The sequence below is a fragment of the Streptomyces lichenis genome, from assembly GCF_023218175.1.
GTDB lineage: Bacteria > Actinomycetota > Actinomycetes > Streptomycetales > Streptomycetaceae > Streptomyces > Streptomyces lichenis.
Genome location: NZ_JALPTH010000007.1, coordinates 29,360 through 53,353 on the forward strand (window position 1 = coordinate 29,360; position 23,994 = coordinate 53,353).

The 23,994-nt window shown below is 74.1% G+C and carries 19 protein-coding genes; 7 read left to right on the forward strand and 12 right to left on the reverse strand.

Translation table 11 applies throughout. From position 1 onward, the window contains the following. Positions 1 to 720 (forward strand): 4'-phosphopantetheinyl transferase family protein, encoded by a 720-nt coding sequence (locus M1O15_RS09270; protein WP_248632815.1) that lies wholly within the window; start codon positions 1 to 3, stop codon positions 718 to 720. A 153-nt stretch (positions 721 to 873) separates the two neighbouring features. On the opposite strand, the gene M1O15_RS09275 is transcribed toward M1O15_RS09270, so the two are convergent. Further along, positions 874 to 1,452: a tellurite resistance TerB family protein gene (locus tag M1O15_RS09275; RefSeq protein ID WP_248632816.1), complete on the reverse strand. Its 579-nt coding sequence runs from the start codon at positions 1,450 to 1,452 to the stop codon at positions 874 to 876. Here M1O15_RS09275 and M1O15_RS09280 point away from each other — a divergent pair. Next, entirely contained in the window at positions 1,433 to 1,852 is a 420-nt protein-coding gene (locus M1O15_RS09280) for a hypothetical protein (RefSeq protein ID WP_248632817.1), read from the forward strand. The genes M1O15_RS09275 and M1O15_RS09280 overlap by 20 nt on opposite strands. Before the next feature lie 31 nt (positions 1,853 to 1,883). On the opposite strand, the gene M1O15_RS09285 is transcribed toward M1O15_RS09280, so the two are convergent. Continuing rightward, positions 1,884 to 4,616 carry a LuxR C-terminal-related transcriptional regulator gene (locus M1O15_RS09285; RefSeq protein ID WP_248632818.1) on the reverse strand — a complete coding sequence of 911 codons (2,733 nt, stop codon included), beginning with the start codon at positions 4,614 to 4,616 and terminating at the stop codon, positions 1,884 to 1,886. Between the two features lie 688 nt (positions 4,617 to 5,304). Here M1O15_RS09285 and M1O15_RS09290 point away from each other — a divergent pair. Continuing rightward, positions 5,305 to 6,120 (forward strand): DeoR/GlpR family DNA-binding transcription regulator, encoded by an 816-nt coding sequence (locus tag M1O15_RS09290; protein WP_248632819.1) that lies wholly within the window; start codon positions 5,305 to 5,307, stop codon positions 6,118 to 6,120. 220 nt (positions 6,121 to 6,340) lie between these two features. On the opposite strand, the gene M1O15_RS31820 is transcribed toward M1O15_RS09290, so the two are convergent. After that, positions 6,341 to 6,574, reverse strand: a complete 234-nt coding sequence (locus M1O15_RS31820) for a hypothetical protein (protein ID WP_372499412.1) — start codon at positions 6,572 to 6,574, stop codon at positions 6,341 to 6,343. A 102-nt stretch (positions 6,575 to 6,676) separates the two neighbouring features. Further along, entirely contained in the window at positions 6,677 to 6,928 is a 252-nt protein-coding gene (locus tag M1O15_RS31825; RefSeq protein ID WP_372499413.1) for a DUF1304 family protein, read from the reverse strand. On the opposite strand from M1O15_RS31825, the gene M1O15_RS09305 reads away from it, so the two are divergent. After that, complete coding sequence (locus M1O15_RS09305; RefSeq protein WP_248632820.1) at positions 6,906 to 8,090, forward strand: polyamine ABC transporter substrate-binding protein; 1,185 nt, start codon at positions 6,906 to 6,908, stop codon at positions 8,088 to 8,090. The genes M1O15_RS31825 and M1O15_RS09305 overlap by 23 nt on opposite strands. Before the next feature lie 18 nt (positions 8,091 to 8,108). Here M1O15_RS09305 and M1O15_RS09310 read toward each other — a convergent pair whose 3' ends face one another. From M1O15_RS09310 to M1O15_RS09320, 3 genes are read right to left on the reverse strand one after another with little or no spacing between them, the layout of a single operon-like run. Further along, the gene (locus tag M1O15_RS09310; protein ID WP_248632821.1) at positions 8,109 to 9,611 is read right to left on the reverse strand and encodes an APC family permease; all 1,503 of its coding nucleotides are present in this window, start codon (positions 9,609 to 9,611) and stop codon (positions 8,109 to 8,111) included. Then, on the reverse strand, positions 9,608 to 11,182 hold the full coding sequence (locus M1O15_RS09315; protein WP_248632822.1) for a GMC family oxidoreductase: 1,575 nt from the start codon (positions 11,180 to 11,182) through the stop codon (positions 9,608 to 9,610). Before M1O15_RS09315 ends, M1O15_RS09310 begins: the two co-directional genes overlap by 4 nt. Positions 11,183 to 11,210: 28 nt before the next feature. Then, complete coding sequence (locus tag M1O15_RS09320) at positions 11,211 to 12,677, reverse strand: aldehyde dehydrogenase family protein (protein WP_248632823.1); 1,467 nt, start codon at positions 12,675 to 12,677, stop codon at positions 11,211 to 11,213. Positions 12,678 to 12,941: 264 nt separating this feature from the next. Here M1O15_RS09320 and zwf point away from each other — a divergent pair, with 264 nt between their 5' ends. Next, complete coding sequence (zwf, locus tag M1O15_RS09325) at positions 12,942 to 14,405, forward strand: glucose-6-phosphate dehydrogenase (RefSeq protein WP_248632824.1); 1,464 nt, start codon at positions 12,942 to 12,944, stop codon at positions 14,403 to 14,405. Next, positions 14,402 to 16,369 (forward strand): glycoside hydrolase family 15 protein, encoded by a 1,968-nt coding sequence (locus M1O15_RS09330; RefSeq protein WP_248632825.1) that lies wholly within the window; start codon positions 14,402 to 14,404, stop codon positions 16,367 to 16,369. Before zwf ends, M1O15_RS09330 begins: the two co-directional genes overlap by 4 nt. A gap of 22 nt (positions 16,370 to 16,391) precedes the next feature. Here M1O15_RS09330 and M1O15_RS09335 read toward each other — a convergent pair whose 3' ends face one another. Further along, complete coding sequence (locus M1O15_RS09335; RefSeq protein ID WP_248632826.1) at positions 16,392 to 17,111, reverse strand: siderophore-interacting protein; 720 nt, start codon at positions 17,109 to 17,111, stop codon at positions 16,392 to 16,394. A 197-nt stretch (positions 17,112 to 17,308) separates the two neighbouring features. On the opposite strand from M1O15_RS09335, the gene M1O15_RS09340 reads away from it, so the two are divergent. After that, positions 17,309 to 17,755 carry a response regulator gene (locus M1O15_RS09340; RefSeq protein ID WP_248632827.1) on the forward strand — a complete coding sequence of 149 codons (447 nt, stop codon included), beginning with the start codon at positions 17,309 to 17,311 and terminating at the stop codon, positions 17,753 to 17,755. Positions 17,756 to 17,852: 97 nt separating this feature from the next. Here M1O15_RS09340 and M1O15_RS09345 read toward each other — a convergent pair whose 3' ends face one another. From M1O15_RS09345 to M1O15_RS09360, 4 genes are all read right to left on the reverse strand, one after another. Further along, positions 17,853 to 20,198, reverse strand: a complete 2,346-nt coding sequence (locus M1O15_RS09345; protein WP_248632828.1) for an AbfB domain-containing protein — start codon at positions 20,196 to 20,198, stop codon at positions 17,853 to 17,855. A gap of 113 nt (positions 20,199 to 20,311) precedes the next feature. Next, the gene (locus M1O15_RS09350) at positions 20,312 to 21,376 is read right to left on the reverse strand and encodes an ABC transporter permease (RefSeq protein ID WP_248632829.1); all 1,065 of its coding nucleotides are present in this window, start codon (positions 21,374 to 21,376) and stop codon (positions 20,312 to 20,314) included. Then, on the reverse strand, positions 21,373 to 22,335 hold the full coding sequence (locus M1O15_RS09355) for an ABC transporter permease (RefSeq protein ID WP_248632830.1): 963 nt from the start codon (positions 22,333 to 22,335) through the stop codon (positions 21,373 to 21,375). Before M1O15_RS09355 ends, M1O15_RS09350 begins: the two co-directional genes overlap by 4 nt. After that, the gene (locus M1O15_RS09360; RefSeq protein ID WP_248632831.1) at positions 22,332 to 23,951 is read right to left on the reverse strand and encodes a sugar ABC transporter ATP-binding protein; all 1,620 of its coding nucleotides are present in this window, start codon (positions 23,949 to 23,951) and stop codon (positions 22,332 to 22,334) included. Before M1O15_RS09360 ends, M1O15_RS09355 begins: the two co-directional genes overlap by 4 nt. Positions 23,952 to 23,994 lie beyond the last annotated feature (43 nt).

Below are 23,994 nucleotides of genomic sequence, written 5' to 3' on the forward strand. Positions count from 1 at the left end.
ATGACGCTCACCACCGGCCGCCTCCTCGTACCGGAGCGGCTGTCCGACCCCGGACCGGCCCGGGCGACCGTGACGGCGGCGGCCCCCGGGCTCTGGCTGGTCGACACCACCGCGTACCGGGCGCACGCCCACCGGCACGCCCCCGGCACCCTGGACGCCCAGGAGCTGGCCCGGGCCGCCGAGTTCGTCCGGGCCGCGGACCGGGACAGCTATGTGTGCGCCCATGTGGCGCTACGGCGGTTGCTCGGCGCGTACCTCGGGATGCCCCCGCGCCGGGTGACCGTGGAGCGGGCCCCCTGCGCCCACTGCCGCGAGCCGCACGGCCGCCCCGTACTGCCGGGCGGCGCCCTGCACTTCTCGCTCTCGCACTGCACCGGGATCAGCCTGCTGGCCTTCGCCACCGCCCCGGTCGGGGTGGACGTCGAGGAGCTGGTGGCCCCCGCCGCCATCGCCGAGACCGCCGAGGTGCTCCACCCCACCGAGGCCGCCGAGTTGGCCCTCCTCCCCGCCACTGAGCGCCCGCTCGCCTTCACCCGGGTGTGGACCCGCAAGGAGGCCTACCTCAAGGGCCTCGGAGTGGGGCTCTCCGACGACCCCTCCACCGACTACGTGGGCGCCGGCCCCGATCCGGCCCAGCCGCCCGGCTGGTCCCTGCGCGACGTCCTGGTCCCCGAGGGCCACTGGGCAGCCCTCGCCGTCCGCGACGCCCCGCCCACCTGACGGGGACGCCGGGGGAGGGGCACGGTAGAGGGATCCGGCCGGGCCCGCCGGAGCCGGTGCTCCGGCCGGGACCACGGCCGCGGTCAAGGCTCCGGACGGGCCCGTCGGCCGCCCGGCCCGGGCCCTACCGCCCGCAGCCGGCTCTCCACCGCCTCACAACTGGAACTCCGCCGGGGACAGCCCCAGTTCCGCGCAGACCTCGCGCAGGACCTGCTCCTCGGCGGGCGCCACATAGCCGTCGGCCCCGGCGATCACGATGCCGATCTGGACCACCGCCCGGGCCTCGGTCGGCTTCTTGGCGGCCTTGGCCACCTCCCGCAGCACTTCCGCCCGGCCACGGGCGAAGTCGGCGGTCAGCAGGTCGACGTTCCGGCCGAAGCGCTCGCGCAGCTGCTCGGGCGGGAAGTTGCGCAGCACCTCGTCGGAGAGGACGAGCGACTCGACATGCTGGCGCTCGGCCGGGTCGACATGCCCGTCCGCCGCCGCGACCAGCGCGCACACCGCCATGCTGGCGTCCCGGAACGCGCCGCTCTTCAGCTCCGCCTTGAGCGAGCCGAGCTGCGACTTGAGCAGCCCGACGAGCTGGGCCTTGGAGCCCGAACCGGAGCCGGAGCCAGTGCCGTGGCCGGAGGAACCGGCTCCGGGGCGCCCGTACGCGCCCTGGCCGCCGGTCCCTCTGCCCTGCTGCTGAAGGTTCTTGGCCTGGTCCTTGATGCGGTCCCACATCGCCACTGCTGCCACCTCGGCTTCTCGTCCCGGTGTCGGTTCCGTCGCCACCCGGGCATGTGCGGGTGGCCGTCGTCCTGGCAACGAGCCCACCCGGCCCCGGGTTCCCACGGCCCCGGCCGCCGGGGAGCTGGCCGACGAGAAGCGGCTGAACTCCTTCAGCCGGGAGTTCGCCGCCTTCCTCGCGGCCTCGAAGGCCCGCGACACCGCCTCCTTCGACGACGGGCCGCCGCCCGGCCGCCTCGACAGCGGCCGGGTCGGCGGGACCGGGGCCGACGCGGCCGTCCTGTGCCGGTGGAGTGACGCCTCCACCTCCGGGGACGTCCTGCGGGCCAGGGAGGAGGAGCCGGAACGGGGGGCGCGTACCGCGCGGGCCTTCCGCGCCGCCGTCGACCGCCGCGACTGACGGACGACCGGGAGGCGGCCCGGAGGCCCGCTCACCCCTGCTCCCGCTGCACCAGGTCCCGCAGCCGGCGCCGCCCGTCGATGCCGAGGCGGGCGTAGACGTTGCCCAGGTGGTACTCCACCGTCTTGGCGCTCAGGAACAGCTCATGGGCGATCTCCCGGTTGGTCCAGCCCCGGGCGACCAGCTCCGCGATGTCCCGCTCCCGCTCCGACAGGCTCCGCCACACCTCCGCCACCGGCCCGGCGGCGCCCGCGGCCGGTGCCGTCCCGTCGCCCAGCCGCGCCCGGCAGCGCGCGGCGAACGGCACGGCGCCCATCGCCGTGAACGCCGCCTCCGCCTCGCCCAGCACCGCCCGGCCCGCCCCGGTCTCACCCCGCTCCAGCAGCAGGGTGCCGAGGTCGAGGCGGACCAGGGAGCGGACCGGCAGCGGGTCGCCCCCGTCCCGGGGCGCCGACAGGGCCGTACGGTAGGCGCGCACCGCCGACTCGCCGTCACCCCGGGCGGCCGCCACCGCCCCCCGGACCCAGCCCAGCGAGAGCGAGGCCAGCGTCCCGTACCCCTCCGCGCCCTCCAGTAGCCGCAGCACCTCCTCGGCGCGCTCCGCCTCCCCGGTACGGGCGTACGCCACGCCCAGCAGCGGCAGATGGCGCGGTCCGTACACCCGGGCCCGCCCCTGGTGCACCGCCTCCCGGTAAGCCCCGCCCAGCAGGGCCACCACCCGTTCGTCGTCCCCGGCGCAGAACTCCCGTACCGCCCGGGACGCCGCCAGGTGGAAGGAGGGGCCTGCCATGTCCGCCGACAGCGCCAGCTCCGCCGCCTCGTGCAGATCGGCCGCCGCCTCCTCCGCCCGCCCGGAGAAGGAGTGCAGCATGGCGCCCAGGCAGTGCAGGGCGAAGAAGTCCACCGAACGGCCCGCGGTCCGGGCCACATCGAAGGCCACCGACACGGTACGGGCCGCCTCGCGCCACTCGCCGAGCAGGAAGTGGCACCAGACCGCGTACAGCAGAGGTGCCGTCACACTGATCCGGGACATGCCCAGATGGCGTCTGCGGGCGGCCGCCGACAGATCGCCGAGCGCCCCCGTGAGGTCGCCGGCGAGCATCCGCAGCGTCCCCCGGTGGGTCAGCGCGTCGGTCTCCGCGTCCGGCACCGCCCCGGTGTCCGCCGGCAGACACCCCAGCCGCCGCAGCCCGGCGGCCGGGCCGCCGCGCAGGGCCTCGGCGTACGCCGCGTTGGCATGCGCCATCCCGCGCACCACTTCCGAGTGGGTGTGCCGCAGCGCGAAGGCGGCGGACTCCAGCGCCTCGTCCGCCAGCCCCAGCGAGCAGGCGGCCACCCCGAACTCCGCCGCCGCACCCGCCCCCTCCGCGAGCGCACCGCGCTCCGCATAGCCGTCCCACGCCTCCCGCAGCCGCAGCCGCGCGGCCGTGTCCCGGCCGTCCGCGAACTCCAGCAGCCCCAGCACCTCGGTCCGCGGCGGCCCGGCCGCCGTACGCGCCACCGCCTCCCGGTGCTCCAGCGCCGCCCCGTACCGCCCGGTGACCACCAGCAGCCGCACCGCCCGCAGCAGCGCCTCCCGCCGGCCCCGGTCGTCCGGGTCGATCTGCGCGGCCGCCAGCCCGTACTCCGCGGCCAGCGCCGACTGGCCCACCGCCTCCTCCTGCCGGGCCGCCGCCCGCAACCCGGCGGCCAGCCCGCCGTCGTAGACCTCCGCGCCCGCCACCCGGTGGCGCCAGCTCGCCGGTGGCTGGAGCACCTCGGCGATCCGGCGGTGCGTCCGGGCCCGCTCCGCCTGCGGGATCGCCGCGTACAGCGCCTGCCGCTGGGCGGCGTGCAGCAGCCGCAGCGCCGGCGGGCCGCCTTCCCGCACCCACACCGCCGCGCCCCGCTGCACCAGCGGCTCGGCGTCCGCCGCCACCGCCCGCGAGTCCAGCAGCCGGCCGAGCAGCGGCACCGGGGCCGGGGCGTCCAGCACCGCCAGCAGATCCAGCACCGCCCGGCTCGCCGGAGCGAAGGTGCGTGCCCACTCGGCCACCACCTCGCCCAGCGTCGCCGGCACCCGCAGCGCGCGTGGATCGTCCGGCAGCCCACCGGGCAGCGCGCCCAGCGCCGCCTCCAGGTAGAGCGGGTTGCCCTGGCTCCACTCCACCAGGGTCCGCACCCGCGACTCCGACGGCGCCCGGCCCAGCCGCAGCCGGGCGTAGGCCCGCGCCTCGGAGACGGTCAGCCCGCCCAGCGGCAGCTGCTCCACCCCCGCGCCGCGCCCGCCCAGCCCCATCTCCGCGAGGGTCCGGGCCGGCCGGTCGGTGGTGACGACGGTGAGCACCCGGTCCCCGCGCATCCGCAGCAGCGCGAAACCGCAGGCCTGGAGCGACCCGGCGTCGATCTGCGCGGCGTCCTCCAGCCGCAGCAGCACCGGGGCGGCCGCCTGCGCCCGGTCCAGCGCCTCGATCAGCCGGCCACCCACCTCCAGGACCGAGCCGCCGCCCATCTCCGGCACGGAAGGACCGCCGCGCCCCAGCAGCCGCCCGGCGGCCGCGAACGGCAGGTCCGCCTCCCGGGGGCTGCCCTCCGCGCGGAGCACCCCGAAGGTGCCGCCCACCTCGTCGGCGAACCGCTCGACCAGCGCCGTCTTGCCGACCCCCGACGGGCCGGAGACCACCACCACGACCGGGCGGCCCGCCGCCGCGTCCCGGGCCGCACGCCGCAGCCGGTCCAGCTCAGCGGCCCGGCCGACGAACGGGCGCGGCTCACCTCCGCCCATGCCACCACCTCGCCGCACTCACTCTCCGCCGGCCCGCGCTCCGCGCCGGTGATCCCTCCATTCTCCCGCGCGCGGCCTCGGCCGGACGCGCCCGGATCGCAGACGACGGCCACCGGCACCGCGGGCGACTAGGGAGACTCCCTGATCCCCCGGGGACGGAAACCGGCCAGGCTGGAGGCGTCGACCCGATGACGGGTCCGAGCGGATTTCCCGGCATCGCGCGGCGGAACACGGCGAATGCTCAGCCGCCATGACCACTTCACGGAAAGGGTACGGCCGTGTGAGAGGACCGACCTACAGTGACTGCGGTGATCGCCCCCTTCCGCACGGTGCTGGTTCCGGCGTGCGGGAATCCCGGCGGTCGGCGTCGGCGCAACGCGCGTAGCGCGGGCGCCCGGCAGACGGGAACCGCCTCCCGTGCATTTCTTCGCCTTTCCCGGTGGAACGCACAGGAATCATCCGGACTCCGGGTCACCGCTCTGACCGCACGGCCTTTTCTGATTTCACGGCGGGGAAATCCGCCGGTACAGCCACACGGAAATTCCATGACCTCGGGTAACGAAATGGGACGGCCGGTCCGTCCGGGCACCTCGGGCCGCGCGGCAGCCCCCCGCCGCCACACCGGCGGCGCCCCCGCGAGGGCGGGCGCACGCCCGTCCACCACCTCCCTGCGGCGGCGGGGCGGCCGGTGAGCGACCGCAAGCGCGACGAGCGGGTGTCGGTCATCCTCAACCTGCTGGCCCAGCACCGCGAGATCAAGGTCCGCACCCTGCCCGAGCTGCTCCGGGTGTCCGGCGCCACGGTCCGCCGCGACCTCGCGGCGATGGAGGCCGAGGGCCTGGTGCACCGCTCCTACGGCAAGATCACCGCCGCTCGGCGGGGGAGCGAGCTGCCGGTCAGCCTGCGCCACTCGCAGAACGCCGAGGCCAAGCGGAGGATCGGCGCCCTCGCCTCCTCGCTCATACCGGGCCGCCCGCTGACCGTGGCCCTGGGCGGCGGCAGCACCGTCGGCTGCGTGGCACGCAGCCTCTCCGGCCGCTCCGGGCTGACCGTGGTCACCAACGGCCTGGACACCGCCACCTCCCTGGTGACTCGGCAGCAGGTGCATGTGGTCGTCACCGGCGGCTCCGTGCGGTCGCTCTCCAACGACCTGGTCGGGAAGGCCGCGGAGAAGGCGCTGCGCTCCTACCGCTTCGACTTCGCCGTGGTCGGCGTGGACGGCCTCAGCCTGGACGGCGGACTGACCCGCCACAGCGTCAAGGGCGCGGAGATCGACCGGATCATGCTGGAGCAGGCGGAGCACCGGATCGTGGTCGCCGACAGCTCCAAGATGGGCCGCTCGCACCGCGCGAAGATCGCCGACCTCTCCGCCGTGCACACCGTGGTGACCGACTCCCACGCCAACGCGGCCATGGTCGCCCTGCTGCGCAGGATGGGTGTGCGCACCACCCTGGTCCTGATGCCCCCGCAGCCCCCCGCCCGCCGCCCGGGCACCCCCCACTGACCCGCCGCCTCCCCGCAGCCGACGGGCTCCGGGGCCCGCGGTACGGGGACGGGTCGCTCAGCCCTGGTCAGGCGGGGCAGCCTGTCCGGCTGCGAGTTCGCGCTCCCGGCGGCTGCGGGCCCGCGGCTCCCGGTGCAGCCGGTCGCCGAGGGGCCGCCGCCCTCGCGCAGCAGCCCGCGATGGAGCTCGGCGTGTTCGCCGAGCTGCCGGAAGAACGCCGTCAGCGGTTCGGGCGGCGCGCCGGACTCGGTACGCCCCGCCAGGCGCGCAGCGCCTCCACGGCCTCGCTCACCACCTCCGCGCAGGCGTCCACGGCCAGCGCCTCAAGGTCGGGGCAGTGCAGAGAGAAGGCGGCCCGGCCGACCTCGGCGCGGCGCACCACTGCCGCGACGCTGGTCTCCGCCGGTGACCGCCCCGTCCACTCCGTCCGCGGCGCCGCGAAGGTGGCGGCCACCGCCGAGGCGACCAGGTCGGGCGCCGGGCACCGGCCAGTTCCGCCACCGCCCCGCCCACTCCGTCCGCAGCCGCGCCCGGGTGCGTCCCGCCCGCCGGTCGCTCACCCCGCCGGCCCGCCGTGGACACCCGCCACCACCACGCAGACCGGGAGGAACACCCGTACCGGGAAGCGGACCGGATCGTCCGCGAGGAGCCCCCGGACCAGCCCGGCGGCCAGGAAGCCGTGGTGCAGGCCCTGGTCTTCCGGTCGACAGCCTGTCGCGCCCCGGCGGCAGCGCTCGACGCAACGCCGATTGCCGGTGCGCCGCGGGCGGCGCCATCCTGCGGAGGTGACGGCGACCAGCGACCCCATCCCCTCCCGCCGGTCCCTGCTGCGCGCCCTCGGCGCGGGCGGGGCCGGGCTCGCCCTGGCCGGCTGCGGTGTGCCGCCGGCCCGGGTCTCCCCGGCGGACCGGACCCGCCCGGACCTCTCCCGGGGCGAGCGGCGGGTGGACTTCGCCAACTGGCCGCTCTACATCGACACCGACGAGGACACCTCCCGCCGCCCCACCCTCGACGCCTTCACCCGGCGCACCGGGATCTCGGTGCGCTACCGGGAGGAGATCAACGACAACGACGAGTTCTTCGGCAAGATCAGCCCCTCGCTGATCAACCACCAGGAGACCGGCCGGGACCTGATCGTGGTCAGCGACTGGATGGCCGCCCGCTTCGTCCGGCTCGGCTGGGTCCAGGAGATGGACCGCGACCGCCAGCCGCAGGTGGAGCGCCAGCTGGACCCGCTGCTGCGCACCCCCGCGTTCGACGAGGGGCGCCGGTTCACCGTGCCGTGGCAGAGCGGCATCACCGGGATCGCCTACGACCGCCGGCGGCTGGGCCGGGAGATCCGCTCCACCAACGACCTCTGGGCCGACGACCTGCGCGGCAAGGTGACCCTGCTGTCCGGTCTGGACGAGGCGTTCGCGCTGCTGATGCAGGGCGACGGGGTGGACGTCACCCGCTGGCGGGCGGACGACTTCCACCGGATGTGCGACCGGGTGGAGCGGCTGGTGCGCGACCGGCACATCCGCCGCTTCACCGGCAACGACTACATCAAGGACCTCTCCACGGGCGATGTGCTGGCCTGCCAGGCGTACTCCGGCGATGTCATCCAGCTCCAGGCCGACAACCCGAACATCGCGTTCGTGGTGCCCGAGGAGGGCGGCGAACTGTGGGCCGAGAGCCTGATGATCCCCAACCAAGCCCGGCACAAGGCCAACGCCGAGGCCCTGATCGACCACTACTACCAGCCGGAGGTCGCCGCCGAGCTGGCCGCCTGGGTCAACTACGTCTGCCCGGTGCCCGCCGCCCGGGACGTCCTCGCCTCCTCCGGCGACGAGGAGACCGCCGCCCTCGCCGAGGACCCGCTGATCTTCCCGGACGACGCCATGCGCTCCCGCCTCGCCATCGCCCGCGACATCACCGGCGACGAGCGCACCGAGTTCGCCCGCCGCTGGAACGCCCTCGCGGGACTGTGAGCACCGGGCCGCGCGGGCTCACGCCTTCCCGGTCGCCTTCCGTTCCGGGTCCCGCTCCGGGATCGCGTCCCCGGCCGGGGCCTCGCCGCGGCCGTAGTGGTGGGTGGTGACCATGTAGAGCACCCCGGAGCCCACCACGACCGCGCCGCACAGCAGTACGATCCAGTTCTCGTACCAGGGCACGTCCGGGGTGCGGGGCCAGCAGATGTTGACGATGGCGAAGATCCCGTACGCGAGGGCCGCGGCGTTCACCGCCAGGCCCCAGCGGCCCAGGGTGTACTCACCGCTGGGGCGCCAGCCCTTGAGGCGGGCGCGCAGGGCGGCCAGCACCACCATCTGGAACGCCCCGTAGATCCCGAGGATCGCGAAGGACACGATCTTGGTGAGGGCGTCCTCGGAGATCAGCGAGCCGAAGGCGATCAGGCCGGGGACGACGGCCGACACCAGCAGCGCGTAGCCGGGCACCGCCCGGGCGTGCGAGAAGCGGCGCAGCAGCCGGTGGCCGGCGATCATCTCGTCGCGGGCGTAGGAGTAGATCAGCCGCCCGGCCGCCGCCTGGAGGCTGATGGTGCAGGACAGGAACGAGATCAGCACCACCGCCATCACCAGCCGGGCCCCCACCTCGCCCATCGCGTCGAAGAGCAGGTTGACGACCGGGTCGGGGTCGCGGCCGTCGATGATCGCCTGGTAGTCGGCGACCGACAGCAGCAGCGACAGGCAGGTGAAGGTGGCCGCCGCCCCGCCGACGTAGATGGTGCGCCGCATCGCCTTGGGGATGACCTGGCCGGGGCGGTCCACCTCCTCCGCGGTGTCCCCGCACGCCTCGAAGCCGTAGTACTGGTAGAAGCCGATGATCGCGGCGGCCAGGAACACCGGCGCGTAGCTGCCGCCGCCCTGGGTGCCGTAGGTGTCCACGATCACCCCGATACCGTGGAAGCGGTGGGTGACCAGGAGGTAGACGCCCACCACCAGCGCCCCGACCAGCTCGGCGCCGAAGCCGATCACCGCCGCCCAGGACAGCACCTTGGTGCCGCAGTAGTTGATCAGCACCGCCACGATGATCAGGATGACGGTGCAGACGACCGTGGTGTGCACGGACGGGCTGAAGCCGAACAGGATGGCGACGAAGGGCCCGGCCCCGTACGCCACCGAGGTGATCGTCACCAGCAGCGCCCACATGTAGACCCAGCCGGTCAGCCAGGCCCACCGCCTGCCCCACAGCCGCCGCGCCCACGGGTAGACCCCGCCCGCGATCGGGTACTGCGCCACCACCTCGCCGAAGACCAGCGCCACCAGGAACTGCCCCAGCCCGGCCAGCAGGAACGCCCAGATCATCGGCGGGCCGCCGGTCGCCAGCGCCGTACTGAAGAGGGTGTACGTGGAGACCACCGGCGAGAGGTAGGTGAAGCCGAGTGCGAAGTTGGCCCAGGGGCCCATCTCCTTGCGGAACTCCGACCCGGGTGCGCCCGCCCCGCCGTTCCCGGGACCGCCCGCGGCCGAGGGGGCCGCCGGGGCGCTCACCGCTCCACCCGCGCGTCCCGGCCGCGCACCAGGTCGGCCGCGCGCTCCGCCACCAGCAGCACCGTCACCATCGGGTTGATGGTCGGCATGGTCGGGAAGACCGAGGCGTCCACGATCCGCAGCCCGTCCGTGCCCCGCAGCCGCAGCTCCGGGTCGACCACCGCCGCCGGGTCGTCCGCCGCGCCCATCCGGCAGGTGCCCGCCGGGTGGTAGACGGTGTGCGCGGCCCTGCGCCCGTACTCCGAGAGGTCCGCGTCGGAGACCACCGACGGGCCCGGCGCCACCTCGCGGCGCAGCCAGCCCCGCAGCGGATCGGTCGCCGCCACCTCACGGGCGATCTTCAGCCCCTCCACGACCGTCCGCTCGTCATGGCCCTCCGGATCGGTGAAGTACCGGAAGTCCAGGGCGGGATGAACGGTGGGGTCGGCGCTGGTCAACCACATCCGGCCGATCGAGCGGGCCCGCGGCACGTTCGGGGTCATGCACACCCCGTGCTCCACCGCCGGATAGCCCAGCCGCTCGGTGTTGACGGTGAACGGCACCTGGTAGAAGTGGAACATGAGGTCCGGGCGGGGCGCCGAGGCGTCCCGGCGCAGGAAGAGCCCCGCGTCCGAGTCCATCGCCGACTCCGGCGGCAGCGGCCCGCCGGTCTCCCAGACGATCACCGACTCCGGGTGGTCCAGCAGGTTCTCGCCCACCCCGGGCAGGTCCAGCACCGGTTCGATGCCCAGCGACCGCAGCTCGTCGGCCGGCCCGATGCCGGAGAGCATCAGCAGCCGCGGGGTGTCGATCGCCCCGGCGCAGAGCAGCAGTTCGCGCTCCGCCCGCAGCACCGCCTCGGTGCCGTCCGCGCCCCGCACCCGCACCCGGGTCAGCGCCCCGGCCTCGTCGGCCTCCACCCGGTGCGCCCAGGTCTCCAGCCGCAGGGTCAGGTTGGGGCGGTGCAGCACCGGGTGGAGGTAGGCCACCGACGCCGAGGAGCGCAGATTGCCCTCCGGGTGGTAGGCCAGCGAGAAGAAGCCGACCCCCTCCAGGAACGGCTCGGCGTTGAAGTCCTCCACCACCGGCACGCCCAGCGCCCGCCGGGCCGCCGTCACGAAGTCCCGGGCGATCGGGTTGCGGTCCTGCTCGGCCACCGGCACGATCTCGTTCTTCAGCCGCGCCCGGTACGGCAGCACCGTCTCTGGGCCCCAGCCGGCGCAGCCCGCCGCCACCCACTCGTCCAGGTCCTCGGGTAGCGGGAGGAAGCTGATCAGGGTGTTGTGCGAGGAGCAGCCGCCCAGCACCCGGGCCCGCGAGTGCAGGATGTGGGAGTTGCCGCGCGGCTGCTCGGTGGTGGTGTAGCCGTAGTCCAGCTCGGAACCGAGCAGGTTGATCCAGTTGCGGAGCTTCAGCACCCGCTCGTCGCCCACATCGCTGGGCCCGCCCTCGACCACGCAGACCCGCACCCCGGGGTCCTCGGTCAGCCGGTCGGCCAGCACACAGCCGGCCGTCCCCCCGCCGACGATCACATAGTCGTACACCTCGTCGGCCCGGTCACCGGACCCGCTCATCCCGTCTGCCTGCGCCATCTGCGCCTCCCTCGTCCGTTCCGCCCGCTCAGCCCTTGAACCAGCCGGAGACCGCCGGCCGCAGGTTCTGGTACACGTGCTTGGCCTCCTGGTACTCCCGCAGCCCGGTCGGTCCCAGCTCCCGGCCGACCCCGGACAGCCCGAAGCCGCCCCACTCGGCCTGCGGCACATAGGGGTGGAAGTCGTTGATCCACACCGTGCCGTGCCGCAGCCGGCCCGCCACCCGCTGGGCGCGGCTCGCGTCGGAGGTCCACACCGCGCCCGCCAGCCCGTAGCGGGTGTCGTTGGCCAGCCGGACGGCCTCCTCCTCGTCCCGGAACCGCTCCACCGTCACCACCGGGCCGAACACCTCCTCCTGGACGATCCGCATCGAGCGGTCGCAGTCGGCGAAGACGGTGGGTTCCAGGAAGAAGCCCCGGGCCAGCGCCGGGTCGTCCGGCCGCTTCCCGCCGCACACCACCCGAGCCCCCTCCGAGCGGCCGATCTCCAGGTACCTCTCGACCTTCTCCCGGTGCTCCGCGGAGCTCAGCGGTCCGCTCTCGGTCCGTTCGTCGGTGCCGTCGCCCAGCCGGATCCGCGCCGCCCGCTCGGCCAGCCGCGCCACGAACCGGTCGTGCAGCGTGTCCTGGACCAGCAGCCGCGAGCCGGCCGAGCAGACCTGCCCCGAGTGCAGGAAGGAGGCGTTCAGCGCGTTGTCCACGGCCGCCTCGAAGTCGCAGTCCGCGAAGACGACGTTCGGGTTCTTGCCGCCCAGCTCCAGGGCGATGTTCTTCGGCCCCTCGGCGGCCGCCGCCATGATCCGCCGCCCGGTGGACAGCCCGCCGGTGAACGACACCAGGTCCACCTCCGGGTGCTCCGTCATCGCCGCGCCCACCGTGGCGCCCGAGCCGAGCACCAGGTTGGCCACCCCGGGCGGGGCGCCGGCCTCCTCGATCAGCCGGAGCATGTGGATGGTGCTCAGCGGGGTGGTCTCGCTGGGCTTCAGCACGAAGGTGTTCCCGGCCGCCAGCGCCGGCGCCACCTTCCAGGAGGCCTGGAGCAGCGGGTAGTTCCACGGCGCGATCAGCGCGCACACCCCGATCGGCGCGTACACCACCCGGCTCAGCACGTCCGGGCCGACGTCCACCACCCGGCCGCCGTCCTTGCCGGCGATCTCCGCGAAGTAGCGGAAGGCGTTGGAGACGTCCTCCACGTCGATCCGCGCCTCGGTGAGCGTCTTGCCGGTGTCGGCGGTCTCGATCCGGGCGATCTCCTCCTGGTCCCGCAGCAGCAGCCGGCTCACCTCCAGCAGCAGGTCGGAGCGGCGCCGCACCGGCGCCGAGGCCCACTCCTCCTCCTCGAACGCCCGCCGGGCCGCCCGCACCGCCCGGTCCACGTCCTTGGCCCCGGCCTCGTCGACCGTGGTCACCACCGAGGCGTCGAACGGGTTGACCACCTCCCGCCGCTCCCCGCCGGCTGCGCCGACCCAGGCCCCGTCGATGTACAGGTCGCCCATCCCGCTCCTCCATCCTCCCGTCGGCGCCACCGGCGCGCCGGACCGCTCCACATGGTTCAGCGCCGGCCGGCCCGAGGGCCCGGCCACACCGCCGGGGCGCCGGACCCGGGGGGAGAATTGACCTGGGTGGGTCAATCGGGGGGCCCCGCGACCGGGCCGCGCGGTGCGGCGTACGGGGGAGGGCCCGGCGGGGCGGGTTTGCCCTCGACCGGGCTGAGCACACGATGACGGTCGCTGCATCCGGTACGAGAGTGGGCACCCCGCATGGCATCCGACACGGCACCCCGTACGGCCCCCGGCCAGGCCGTATCCCCTTCCGCCGACGACCGGCCGCTGCTGCTGGTGATCTTCGGGGCCACCGGCGACCTGGCGCGCCGCAAGCTCTACCCGGGGCTGCACCGGCTGCTGGCCACCGGCTCGCTCCCCGGCGGCCTGGCCGTCGTCGGCACCGGGCGCCATGAGCCGGACGGCCCGTACGGCGAGCTGGTCGCCGACGCCGTGCGCGAGTTCGGCGCCGAGGACCCGGACGGGAAGGCGCTGGCCGCCCTGCGGGAGGCGGCACGCTTCCGCACCTCCTCCGCCGAGGACGGGACCGGGCTCGCCGAGGCGGTCCGGGAGGCCCGTGCCGCGCTCGGCGGCGACTGCCGCACCCTGCTCTACCTCTCCGTACCGCCCGCCACCATGGAGGGGCTGCTGCGGATGATCGGGGACACCGGGCTCGCCGAGGACGCCTCGCTGATCCTGGAGAAGCCGTTCGGCGAGGACACCGCCAGCGCCCGGTCGCTCAACGCCGTCCTGCACCAGGTGGTCCCCGAGGACCGGGTCTTCCGCATCGACCACTTCCTCGGCAAGGAGGCCGTGCAGAACGTCCTGGTGCTGCGCTTCGCCAACGAGTGGCTCGCCGCCCTCTGGAACCGCGAGCACATCGCCTCGGTTCAGATCGACGTGCCGGAGGAGATCGGCATCGAGGGCCGGGCCTCCTTCATGGAGTCCACCGGCACCTTCCGCGACATGGTCTCCACCCACCTCAGCCAGATCCTCGGCTTCGTCGCCCTGGAACCGCCCGCCACCCTCGACGCCGCCTCGCTGCGCGCCGCCAAGCTGGAGCTGTACCGCTGCCTGCGGCCCTTCGACCCGGCCGACACCGTCTTCGGGCAGTACGAGGGCTACCGGGAGGAGGAGGGCGTGGCCGCCGACTCCCGCTCCGAGACCTTCGTCGCGCTGCGCGCCTTCGTCGACAACGACCGCTGGCGGGACGTGCCCTTCCTGCTGCGCACCGGCAAGGCCATGGGCTCCGGCGCCCGCACCGTCACCCTCACCCTGCGGGACTGCCGCAAGGGGCCCTTCGCCGGCCTCGGCGACCGGGACGGCGAGGGCCCGCCCGCGCTGGTGCTTGAGCTGTCCGACGAGCCCTCGGTACGCCTGGAGGTACGGGCCAAGGTGCCCGGCCGGGGCCTTGAGGTCGGCCGCGCGGCACTCGACCTCCGCTTCGACGAGGCCTTCGGCGGCGCCCGGCCGCTGGAGGCGTACGAGCGGCTGCTGCTGGACGCGCTGCACGGGGACGCCACCCTGTTCACCGGCGCCGAGGAGGTCGAACGGCTCTGGGAGGTCTGCGCCCCGGTGCTTCAGGACCCGCCCGAGCCGGAGCCCTACGCCCGCGGCTCCTACGGGCCGAAGGCCGCGCTGGACCTGGCCGGACCGGACGGATGGCGGGTGCGCGGGGCATGACCCACACCGAGCGGGACGCCACCCGGCACGCCGGACCGGACACCGGACCGGACACCGCCCCCGGCTCCGACCGCGCGGACGAAGCCGGGGCCGGGCACGCCGCGGCGGCCCCCGGGGCCGAGCAGCCGGCCGCCTATCTGCCGATCGCCGAGCACGGGCTGATCGGTGACCTGCGCACCGCCGCCCTGGTCGGCACGGACGGGCGGATCGACTGGTTCTGCGCCCCGCGCTTCGACTCGCCGAGCGTCTTCGGGGCCCTGCTGGACGCCGCGGAGGGCGGCTGCTGGCGGATGGACCCGGTCTGCGCGGTCGCCTCCCGCCAGCAGTTCTACTTCCCCGACACCAACATCCTGGTCACCCGCATGCTCACCGAGGAGGGCATGGTCGAGGTGCAGGACTTCATGCCCGTCCTGCGCAGCCATGACCCGGACCACCGCCAGCGGCTGGTCCGCCGGGTCGGCGCGGTCCGCGGCCGGATGCGGCTCCGGACGGTGATCGCCCCCCGGATGAACTACGGCCGCGACCGGCACGAGCTGGACGTGCGCCCGGAGGCCGCCGTGTTCACCACCGGCGCGCTGATGGTCACCGTGCACTCCGACGTCCCGCTCACCGCGAGCGGCGAGGACGGCCGGGACGCCGAGGCGGAGTTCGAGCTCCAGGAGGGCGACAGCGTCCTGTTCGTGCTGGAGACCAGCGACCCGGCCACCGGCTGCCCCGGCGAGGAGGTCTCCCGGGAAGCCGCCGAGCAGCTGTTCCGCTCCACCGTCTCCTTCTGGCGGGGCTGGCTCAGCCGCTCCTCCTACACCGGCCGCTGGCGGGAGACCGTGCACCGCTCGGCGCTCACCCTGAAGCTGCTCACCCATGAACCGTCCGGCGCGGTGGTGGCCGCGCCCACCTGCGCGCTGCCCGAGGAGCTGGGCGGCGGCCGCAACTGGGACTACCGCTATGTGTGGATCCGGGACGCCGCCTTCTCGCTGTACGCGCTGCTGCGGCTGGGCTTCACCGAGGAGGCCGGGGCGTTCGTCGGCTGGCTGGCCCGCTGCCTGCGCGAGCAGCGCGGGGACGGGGAGCTGGGCCCGCTGCGGGTGATGTACTCCATCGACGGCCACGCCGACCTCCCGGAGGAGGTGCTGGACCACCTGGAGGGCTACTGCGGCTCGGCCCCGGTCCGGATCGGCAACCGCGCCGCCGACCAGCTCCAGCTGGACGTCTACGGCGAACTGGTCGACTCCATCTACCTGTTCAACAAGTACGGGGACGGCATCTCCTGGGACACCTGGTCGGACCTGGTGGACGTGGTCGACTGGCTGCTGGACCACTGGGACAGCGCCGACGAGTCGATCTGGGAGACCCGGGCGGGACGGCAGCGGCACACCTACTCGCGGGTGATGTGCTGGGTCGCGGTGGAGCGCATGGTGCGGATGGCCCGCCAGCGCGGGCTGCCCGCCGACCTGGCCCGCTGGATGTCGGTCCGGGACGCCATCTACCGCCAGGTGATGGAGGAGGGCTGGCACCCGGGGCTGGGCAGCTTCGTGCAGCGGCTCGGCAAGGACGGCGAGCCGCCGGCCGAGATCCTGGACGCCTCGCTGCTGGTGATGCCGATGGTCAAGTTCCTCTCCCCGCAGGACGAGCGGTTCCGCTCGACGCTGCGGGCCATCGGCTCCGGACTGGTCGCCGACTCCCTGGTGTTCCGCTACGACGCCACCGTCTCCGGGGACGGACTGGACGGCACCGAGGGCACCTTCTCCATCTGCTCGTTCTGGTGGGTGGAGGCGCTGACCCGGACCCGGCAGATCGAGGACGCCCGGCTGGCGCTGGAGAAGATGTTCACCTTCGCCAACCATGTCGGCCTGTACGCCGAGCAGATCGGGGTCACCGGTGAGCAACTGGGCAACTTCCCGCAGGCGTTCACCCATCTCGCGCTGATCAGCGCCGCGGTCAACCTGGACCGGGCGATGGGCTGACCCCCGGCCCCGTACCGACCGGTCAGGCGGCCCGCCAGTAACCGAGGGCGTGCAGGCGGTCCCTGGGCACCCCGAGCTCCTTGCGGGCGAAGCCGGCCAGCGTCCGGGTGGTGGCGGTGTCGCAGGCGATCCACAGATAGGCGTTCTCGTCCCACCGCGGGGGCAGCGCCTCGCGGACCGTCTCCACCAGCTGGGCGCCGCCCTCCCGGCGCTCCACCCGGATCACCTCGCGGGCCGCGGAGCCCCCCTGCGGGGGGTGGTCGGTGTCGGCGGTGTGCGCGGTCTCGTACCAGACCGTGGCCGGGGTCGCCGGCAGGGCGGCGAGCAGCGAGTCGATGGCGGGCCGGGAGGCGGGGTCACCGACCACCAGCAGCCGGGACGGCGGCGGCGCCGGCACGGTGAACGCGGAGCCCTGGACGGTGGCCTCGATGGTGTCGCCGACTCGGGCGGCCCTGGCCCAGTCGCTGGCCACCCCCTCGTGCAGGATGAAGTCCATGGTGAAGGTCCCCGCCGAGGCGTCCGGGTCCACCAGGGTGTAGGCGCGCTGGTGGGGCTTGCCGCCGTGGGGGAACCACAGCCGCACCCACATGGTCGGGTGGACACCGGTGGCCGTGAGCATCCCGCCGTCGGTGAAGGAGAGGCGGTGCAGCCGCTCCGAGACCCGCTCCACCGAGCGCACGGTGAAGGTGAAGTCCTTGCCGCGCATCAGCTTCAGCACGGTGCCCTGCCAGCCGTGTCCCATCACGCCACTCCCTGTCGTTCAGTTAGGTGAGCCTAACCCAACTTCTTCCCTCCGGACGGCGGGCTCCGTGGCCGCCCCGACCGCCGCGGTACGGGCCGGCGCGCGGACCGGCGTCCGGGCCCGCTACCGTGGACCCGGTCCATCCGCGCCCGACCGGGCGGGCGATGGCGGAGCCGAAACACGTTCTGGAGCGCCCTGTGTCGAGTCCCCTGGAGCCGATCACCGTCCTGCTGGTGGAGGACGACCCCGGCGACGAGCTGATGACCCGGGAGGCGTTCGAGGACAACAAGATCCAGAACGACCTGCATGTGGTGCGGGACGGCGAGGAGGCGCTGGACTTCCTCTTCCGCCGGGGCCCGCACACCGAGGCCCCCCGCCCCGACCTGATCCTGCTCGACCTCAACCTGCCCAAGTACGACGGCAGGCAGGTGCTGGAGCAGATCAAGTCCGACGAGGAGCTGGCGCTGATCCCGGTCGTCGTCCTCACCACCTCCTCGGCGGAGGAGGACATCCTGCGCAGCTACGAGCTGCACGCCAACGCCTATGTGACCAAGCCGGTGGACCTCAACCAGTTCATCGCGGCGGTCCGCCGGATCGACGACTTCTTCGTCAGCGTGGTCCGCCTGCCCCGCCGCCGCTACTGACGCCCGCCTTCACCCAGGGTCCGGCGGGGCGCTGTCAGTGGCACCTGGCAGCATCGAACGCATGATCAGCGGCAGCCGGGTCGCCCCGCCGCGGTACCTAGGGCGCCCAGGGGTTCTCGATCGCCCAGGTGGTGTCCTCGGTGAACAGCGCCGGGTCGTCGTAGGGCCGCGGCCCGCCCGGGGTGGCGAGCCACAGCTGCGCGTCGTGGTGGCGCAGCAGCTGGTCCGGGAAGTCGTACGAGGCCAGCCGCACCCCGCCGGGCGCCGCCACCGCGCACCAGGTGGCGTCCGCGCGGAACAGGGCGTCGCCGCCGCCCTCCCGGCGGACGCGGAACTCGCGGTGGCGCAGATACTCCCCCGGGTAGTTGCGGGACTCGAAGGAGTAGCAGCGGTCGTCGGCGAGGCCCGGGACGATCCGCCAGGTGGCGTCGTTCTTCAGCAGGGCGCTGCCGGCGCCGTTCACCACCTCGGTGAAGCCCAAGCCGTTTTGGTGGCGGGCGTAGCGGTCGGTGTGGCCGGGGGTGGTGACCCGCAGCGACCTGTTGCCGGTGGGCAGGGCGGCCACCGAGGGGGCGGTGCGGGAGGCGTCGATCAGCGCCCGGTTGGCGTTCCGTACCCGGGCCTCGTCCGTCTTGACCACCTGGCGGTCGTAGGTCAGCAGCCCGTTGACCTCGTTCTCCACATCGGTGATCTCGGTGTGGACCGAGGCGGACAGGCCCAGCGGCATCCGGGTCCGGCGGATGCCGTCGATCAGCCCGACGAACCGGTTGTCCAGCGCCGCCAGGCTCGCCTGGTTCTCGTAGCTGAACCCACCGCCCGGGTACCACTCATGGCCGGGCACCCGGATGCCGAGCCCGCCGAACTCGCCGAGGACCGCCGCCCGGGTCGCGGTCGGGTCGGTGACCCCGGGGCCGACGTAGACATGGTGGTCGATGACGTCCCCGTTGCCGCCGTCCACCGAGCCGCAGCAGTTGACCCCGCTCATGTTGTCGACCAGCCGGGACGGGTCGTAGGCCTTGACCTCGTTCGCGATCCGGGCCTGGTCGTACTGGCCCCAGCCCTCGTTCTGATCGACCCACATCACCAGCGAGGGGGAGGAGCGGTGCTGGTCGATGATCCGGTCGTACTCGGCCTCCCACTGGACCCGGGCCGGTCCGTCGGGGGTGCGCGGGTCCATCGAGGGCATGTCCTGCCACACCAGCAGCCCCAGCCGGTCGGCGTGGTGGAACCAGCGCTGCGGCTCCACCTTGATGTGCTTGCGGACCATGTTGAAGCCCATGTCCTTGTGCTTCTGCAGGTCGAAGCGGAGGGCCGCGTCGCTCGGCGCGGTGTACAGCCCGTCCGGCCAGTAGCCCTGGTCCAGGGTGCCGCTCTGGAAGACGAACCGGCCGTTGAGCAGGATCCGCTGCACGCCGTTGACCCGGCCGACGGAGATGGAGCGCATTCCGGCGTAGGAGCCGACGGTGTCCACGGCCTGCCCGCCGGAGAGCAGTTCGACCCGCACGTCGTAGAGGAAGGGATCCTCCGGGGTCCACAGCCGGGGGTTCGGCACGGGCACCGCGAACTCCGCGCCCACCGGGCCGGTGGCCCGCCCGACCGGGGCGCCGCCGGCGGAGACGGTCACCCGGGCCTGGTGGCCGGAGCCGGTGCCGTCGCCGCGGACGGTGACCTTCAGGGTGCTGTTCGCCAGGTCCGGCACCAGGTCGAGCCGGCCGATGTGCGCGGGCGCGGTGGGCTCCAGCCAGACGGTCTGCCAGATCCCGGAGGAGGCGGTGTAGAAGATGCCGCCGCCCGGTTGCGGGTCCACGCCGCGGATGCGCTGCTTGCCGACCGCCTGGCCGCCGGTCTCGGTCGGGTCCCACACCGACACCACCAGGGTGTGGGAGCCGCTGGTGAGCAGCGGGGTGATGTCGTACGAGAAGGCGTCGAAGCCGCCGTCGTGCACGGCCCCGGCCTGGCGGCCGTTCACCCACACCGTGGTCCGCCAGTCGCTGGCGCCGAAGTGCAGCCGGACCTGCCGCCCGCTCCAGTCCGACGGCACGGTGACGGCGCGCTTGTACCAGAGCCTGTCGTTCTGGGTGACCCGCCGCTTGATGCCGGAGAGCGCCGACTCGACGGGGAACGGCACTCGGATCTGCTCCGGGAAGGCGCCCGGCTGCCCGGCGTCCCGGCCGGTGACCGCGAAGTCCCAGATACCGTTGAGGTTCAGCCAGTCGGAGCGGGTGAGCTGCGGGCGCGGGTACTCGGGCAGCGGGTTGCCGACCGGGACCCGGTCGGTCCACGGGGTGGTCATCGGGGACGGCTTGGGCGACCAGGCGGCCGTCCTGGCCTGGGCGGTGCCGCCGGTGGCGGCCAGTCCGGCGAGCAGCAGCGCGCAGCCGGTGAGGGCGGCCACCAGGGCCTGCCATCGGCCGCGGTGCCCGGGGGTTGGCGAGGTGCGCATCGATCCTCCTTCGACGACGGGGAGGTGCGGGGTCGCGGGGACGGGTGGAACCGTCCCCGTGGGTCTCGCCGACCGGCGGCGGCCGGTGGGCTCCGAAGAAAAGAGGGACGGGGCTAGAGCACTCGGCGCCGGCGGCCCAGCCAGGTCTGCGCCACCACCACGACCGCCAGGAACGCCCCGCTGACGACCTGCTGGTACGCCGAGTCCAGTGAACCGATCTGGTTGATGACGTTCTGGATCACCTTCAGCAGCAGCACCCCGACCAGGGAGCCGCTGACGAAGCCCAGCCCGCCGGTGAGCAGGGTGCCCCCGATGACGACCGCCGCGATGGCCTCCAGCTCCATGCCGGCGCCCAGGATCGTCACCCCGGAGGCGAGCCAGGCCGCGTTGAGCGCCCCGGCCAGCCCCGCGAGCAGTCCGGACACCGCGTACACCGTGATCTTGGTACGGGCCACCGGGGCGCCCATCAACGCCGCCGCGTCCTCGTTGCCGCCGATCGCGTACACCCGCTGCCCGAACCGGGTGCGGCGCAGCACCACCGCCCCGGCCGCGAACAGCGCCACCGTGATCCACACCGGGTGGGCCACGCCCAGGGTGCTGCCCTGGCCCAGCTCCGCCAGGAACGAGCCCTCGGCGACCAGATAGGTCTCGGCGCCCTCGTCGGTGAGGGTCAGCAGCAGTCCGCGGGCCGCCAGCATCGCGGCCAGGGTGACGATGAACGGCGCCAGCCGGGCGCGGGCGATCAGCAACCCGTTCACCAGCCCGATCGTGCCGCAGACGGCCAGCGGCAACAGCAGCGCCACCACCGTCCCGTACCGGGAGCCCCAGGCGGCCAGCACCCCGCCGAGCGCGAACAGCGAACCCACCGACAGATCGATGCCCCCGGTGATGATCACGAAGGTCATCCCCAGCGCCACGATCGCCAGGAACGCCGAGGAGACCGCCATGTTGGAGAAGTTGTCGCCGGTGGCGAAGGAGTCGAAGCCGAGGGACGCCGCCGCGGTGAGCACCACCAGCACGGCCAGCGCACCGTGCTGCTGGGCCAGCGCGCTCAGCCGCTCGCCCCGCCCGGTGCCGGGCGCCCGCGCCTCCGCGGCCGCCCCGCCCGGGGCGTCCCCGAGCAGCTCCTCGGGCGCCGGGGGCGGCGCCCCCTTCGATGTGCCGTGGATGGTCGTCATCGCCTTCCCCGTCCGCGTGCCGCGTAGACCGCGAGCACGATCACCGCCGCCTGGGCCATCTGCGTCCACGAGGGCGGCAGATCGTGCTTGATGAGTGTGGCGGTGAGCAGCTGGATCAGCACCGCGCCCGCCACCGTGCCGGCGATCCGCACCTGGCCGCCGCTGAGCGGGGTGCCGCCGACCACCACCGCGGTGATCGCCGACAGCTCCATCAGATTGCCCAGCGAGGTCGGGTCGCTGGCCTGGAGCCGGGCCGTGGCCAGCACCCCCGCCACCGCGGCGAGCAGCGCGGAGCACACGTACACCACCATCAGCACCCGCTTCACCGGCAGTCCGGCCAGCTGGGCGGCCGTCCGGTTGTCGCCGATCGCCAGCAGCTGCCGGCCGAAGGTGGTGCGCCGCACCGCGAACGCCACCAGCAGCACCAGCCCCGCGGCGATCAGGATCAGATACGGCACACCCAGCAGATCGCCCGAACCCAGCGAGGCCATCGCCGGGTTGCGGATGTCCTCCAGCTGCGGCAGCAGCACCTGCGCCAGGCCCCGGCCGCCGACCATCAGCGCCAGCGTGGCCACGATCGGCTGCACCCCGACCAGCGCCACCAGCGCCCCGTTGGCCAGTCCGACGGCGGCCGCGAACAGCGCCACCACCAGCAGGGCGCCGGGCAGGCCGTAGCCCAGGTAGAGGGCGGTGACCGAGGCGGACAGCGCCATCACCGCGCCCACCGACAGGTCCACCCCCTCGGTGCCGATGGCCAGCGCCATGCCGAGCGCCACGATCAGCACCGGGGCCACCTGCACCGCCTGGGTGCGGAAGTTCTCCACCGAGAGGAAGTGCGGGGTGAGGGCGGTGTTCACCACCAGCAGCAGCCCCACCCCGGCGTAGACCCCGTACCGCTGGAGCCAGTGCCCGATCCGGGCCCGGTCCGGGGCCGCCGGGCGCACCGCGATCCCGGTCATCGGCCCGCCACCTCCCCGCCGGGGGCGGTGCCGCCCGGCAACGCCGGTTCGGCGCCGCCCGCGATGGTGCGCATCAGCAGGTCCTCCGTGACCTCGTCACCGGTCAACTCCCCGACCACCGCACCGTCCTTGAGCACGACCACCCGGTCGGACCCCTCGATGAGCTCCTCCAGGTCGGAGGAGATGAGCAGGACGCCGAGACCGTCCTCGGCCAATTCGTCGACCAGCTTCTGCACCTCGGCCTTGGCACCGACGTCGATGCCCCGGGTCGGCTCGTCGAGCAGCAGCACCTTGGGGTTCATCGCCAGCCAGCGGGCCAGCAGCACCTTCTGCTGGTTGCCGCCGGAGAGTTCGCCGACCTTCTGGTGCGGGTCGGAGGCCTTGATCCGCAGCCGCCGCATGAACGTCTCCACCACGGAGTCGATCCGCGCCTCGGAGACCAGTCCCAGCCGGGACAGCCGGGGCAGCGCGGCCAGTGCGATGTTCTCGCGCACCGACAGGCCCGGCACGATCCCCTCGCTCTTGCGGTCCTCCGGCAGCAGGCTGATCCCGGCCCGGATGGCGGCCGGTGTGGAGCCGGTACGCAGCGGGACGCCGGCCACCGCCACCGTGCCCGAGCCCGGCGCCAGCGCGCCCGCCACCGCCTTCGCGGTCTCGGTGCGGCCCGAGCCCAGCAGCCCGCCGAGGCCGACCACCTCACCCGGCCGGATCGACAGCGACACCCCGTGCAGCTTGTGCGGCACCGTCAAATCCTCGGCCTTCAGCACCGGTTCGCCCTCGGCCGCCTGGTGGGAGCCGCTGAACTCGGTGGTGCCCTTGCGCCGCACCTCGCCCAGCTCCCGGCCGAGCATGGCGGCCACCAGTGACAGCCGGTCCAGCCCGGCCAGCGGCCCGTCGTGCACCAGCCGGCCGTCGCGCAGCACGGTGACGGTGTCGCACAACTCGTAGAGCTCGTCCAGCCGGTGGCTGACGTAGACCACCGCGATACCCCGCTCGCGCAACCCCCGGACCACCCCGAACAGGGTCTCCACCTCGCGGGGTTCGAGGGAGGAGGTGGGCTCGTCCATCACGACCACCCGGGCGTCCACCGACACCGCGCGGGCCAGCGCCACCATCTGCTGGGCGCCCACCCCCAGGCTGCGCAGCGGACGGCGGACGTCCGCCCGCACCCCGTAGCCGCTCAGCGTCCCGGCCGCCTCCCGGTGCATCCGGCCGAAGTCGATCAGACCGAGGCGGTTACGCGGTTCGCGGCCCAGGAAGAGGTTGCGGGCCACGCTCATCAGCGGGATGAGGTTGACCTCCTGGTAGATGGTGGAGATCCCGGCGTGCTGCGCCTCCAGCGGGGTGCCGAAGCGGACCGGCTCGCCGTGCAGCTCGATGCTCCCCGCGTCCGGCCGGTACACGCCGGTGAGCACCTTGATCAGGGTGGACTTGCCGGCGCCGTTCTCGCCGACCAGCGCCCGCACCTCGCCCGCGCGCAGGGAGAGCGAGACCCCGTCCAGGGCGCGCACCCCGGGGAAGGTCCTGGTCAGCCCGCGCAGGGCGAGGACCTCGGCGGGCGGGGTGTCCCCGGCGGAGGGTGCCGGGCAGGGTTCACGGGCGGGGGGAGCGGCCACCGGATGCCTCCAGGGGGCGAGGTGGGAGAGGGGGTGAGGGGTC

Coding starts and splice junctions, on each gene's coding strand:
- M1O15_RS09270 (WP_248632815.1), top strand. CDS start 1: ATGACGCTCACCACCGGCCGCCTCCTCGTACCGGAGCGGCTGTCCGAC.
- M1O15_RS09280 (WP_248632817.1), top strand. CDS start 1,433: ATGCGGTCCCACATCGCCACTGCTGCCACCTCGGCTTCTCGTCCCGGT.
- M1O15_RS09285 (WP_248632818.1), bottom strand. CDS start 4,616: ATGGGCGGAGGTGAGCCGCGCCCGTTCGTCGGCCGGGCCGCTGAGCTG.
- M1O15_RS31825 (WP_372499413.1), bottom strand. CDS start 6,928: ATGGGGTCGCTGGTCGCCGTCACCTCCGCAGGATGGCGCCGCCCGCGG.
- M1O15_RS09315 (WP_248632822.1), bottom strand. CDS start 11,182: ATGGCGCAGGCAGACGGGATGAGCGGGTCCGGTGACCGGGCCGACGAG.
- M1O15_RS09320 (WP_248632823.1), bottom strand. CDS start 12,677: ATGGGCGACCTGTACATCGACGGGGCCTGGGTCGGCGCAGCCGGCGGG.
- zwf (WP_248632824.1), top strand. CDS start 12,942: ATGGCATCCGACACGGCACCCCGTACGGCCCCCGGCCAGGCCGTATCC.
- M1O15_RS09330 (WP_248632825.1), top strand. CDS start 14,402: ATGACCCACACCGAGCGGGACGCCACCCGGCACGCCGGACCGGACACC.
- M1O15_RS09335 (WP_248632826.1), bottom strand. CDS start 17,111: ATGGGACACGGCTGGCAGGGCACCGTGCTGAAGCTGATGCGCGGCAAG.
- M1O15_RS09345 (WP_248632828.1), bottom strand. CDS start 20,198: ATGCGCACCTCGCCAACCCCCGGGCACCGCGGCCGATGGCAGGCCCTG.
- M1O15_RS09350 (WP_248632829.1), bottom strand. CDS start 21,376: ATGACGACCATCCACGGCACATCGAAGGGGGCGCCGCCCCCGGCGCCC.
- M1O15_RS09355 (WP_248632830.1), bottom strand. CDS start 22,335: ATGACCGGGATCGCGGTGCGCCCGGCGGCCCCGGACCGGGCCCGGATC.